This is a genomic window from Salinivibrio socompensis S35, assembly GCF_000513715.1.
Classification (GTDB): Bacteria; Pseudomonadota; Gammaproteobacteria; order Enterobacterales; family Vibrionaceae; genus Salinivibrio; species Salinivibrio socompensis.
In genome coordinates this window covers 1-1,510 of sequence record NZ_AQOD01000205.1, presented here as the reverse complement: position 1 = coordinate 1,510, position 1,510 = coordinate 1, and the positions used below count along the sequence as shown (strand labels likewise).

Sequence of the window (1,510 nt, the reverse complement as noted above, 5' to 3'; positions counted from 1 at the left end):
TCGATCATCATCCCCAGTTGTTCGCCATCCACGCCGATTAACCCCGAGTTTAAGGCATCTTTTGCACCCACTAATACCGGCGTCGCGGTGAGTGCCCCCGCCATCATGCCGGTGGCAATGCTGGTATCCAGACCCAGTTGATCTTGAAAAAACAACGTCAGGCCAATGGCGCTCAATAACACGGTGAGCGCCAGTAGCAAATACGACTTACCATCGCGGAAAAACACGCCAAAAAAGTTCGGGCCTGCCTCGATACCGACACAGTAGATAAACAGCATAAAGCCGATGCTGAGTGCGTCGGGCGAAAAGGTAAACCCGGCATTACCAAAAATGATCGCGGTGAACAACACACCGATGGATCCCCCGAGTTGCACATTACCAATTTTGATCTTTCCCACGGCGAGGCCGAGCGCGAGCACCACAAAAAGGAGTAAAATATCGTTTTGGAGCAGGAGGTTATTGACGTCTATATTCACAGCACAAATATCCAGCAGCGTGCGGAAGAGGTTAAAGTGGTGAAAATTATACCAACCTAAATCACAATTTGTTGGACAAATTTAGTGAAATACACAGAAAAGTTGCGTAAAAAAAGACCACTTGGCTGATTTTTCCAGCGTAAACAACAAAAAGCCCCATCGACTGATTTTTAGACGACGCGATACATCCCCCCAAGCCAAACCAAGCCAAGCCAACGCCCTGCGACTAGACCCACAGAATAAGCGCTCGCTAACATTTTGGACATTAGGACGTGAAAAGCTGACAAGGTATTTGATAGGCTACTGCCACAATTAACATCGTTAAGGCCTGTTGGATGCCGCAAACCGATCGGCGGTAGCGTGGAAAAACTGGATAGGCAAACAGCCTATCGGATAGAAAAGCCAAATAGGATGCACGCTTTCTCATCATGCATTCACGCTTTCTCAGTCCACTAAAACAAAAGAGGTTAATCATCAATGGGTTACTTTGTTAGGTTTGGGGATAGTGTGAATGCACCAGCCGTGATAGGCGGCATGCACACTTTCGCGGGGAAGAGACTGACATCAAAAGCGATAAAGTTTTTAATAACAGTCAGTTAAGAACGAAAAGATGCGTATAACGGTTTTGGGAAAGTGAGTGTGCATGCTAATACAATGTTACACGTCACCCAATATCATAGTTAAGCTAACTTCAAACCGTCATTCCGCAGCCAATTAATGAATTAAAATAGTGTGATCCAGCGATCATTTACAGATTTTAGTGTCACAGACCTCTTGACCGTGATCCCCAGTTTTGATCTATTACTGTTATTTAACGGTCGCTTACTATGCCTGCTCCTCAACCTGTCATTAAACGTCTCGATCACCTAGGCTAATCGCTGCTTTCTGTCATGAAATTGGCTTACCAGATATTATCGACCGTATCATTCCTAAGTACTCCGAGCACAAGGTTTCGCATGGTGATGCCGTCTTAGCGATGATCCTAAATGGGCTGGGTTTTCATAGTAGAACCCTGCATATGTTCTCCGATTTTT

General features: G+C 45.6%; 1 protein-coding gene and 1 pseudogene. One reads left to right on the top strand and one right to left on the bottom strand.

Features of this window, described 5'->3' with window-relative positions; genetic code table 11:
• On the bottom strand, positions 1-476 hold a 476-nt coding region (locus tag DZ54_RS22885; protein WP_476707458.1), incomplete at its 3' end, for an aspartate-alanine antiporter-like transporter.
• 827 nt (positions 477-1,303) lie between these two features.
• Here DZ54_RS22885 and DZ54_RS24520 point away from each other — a divergent pair.
• Positions 1,304-1,510: pseudogene (locus DZ54_RS24520) on the top strand (DUF4277 domain-containing protein); the annotation flags it as partial.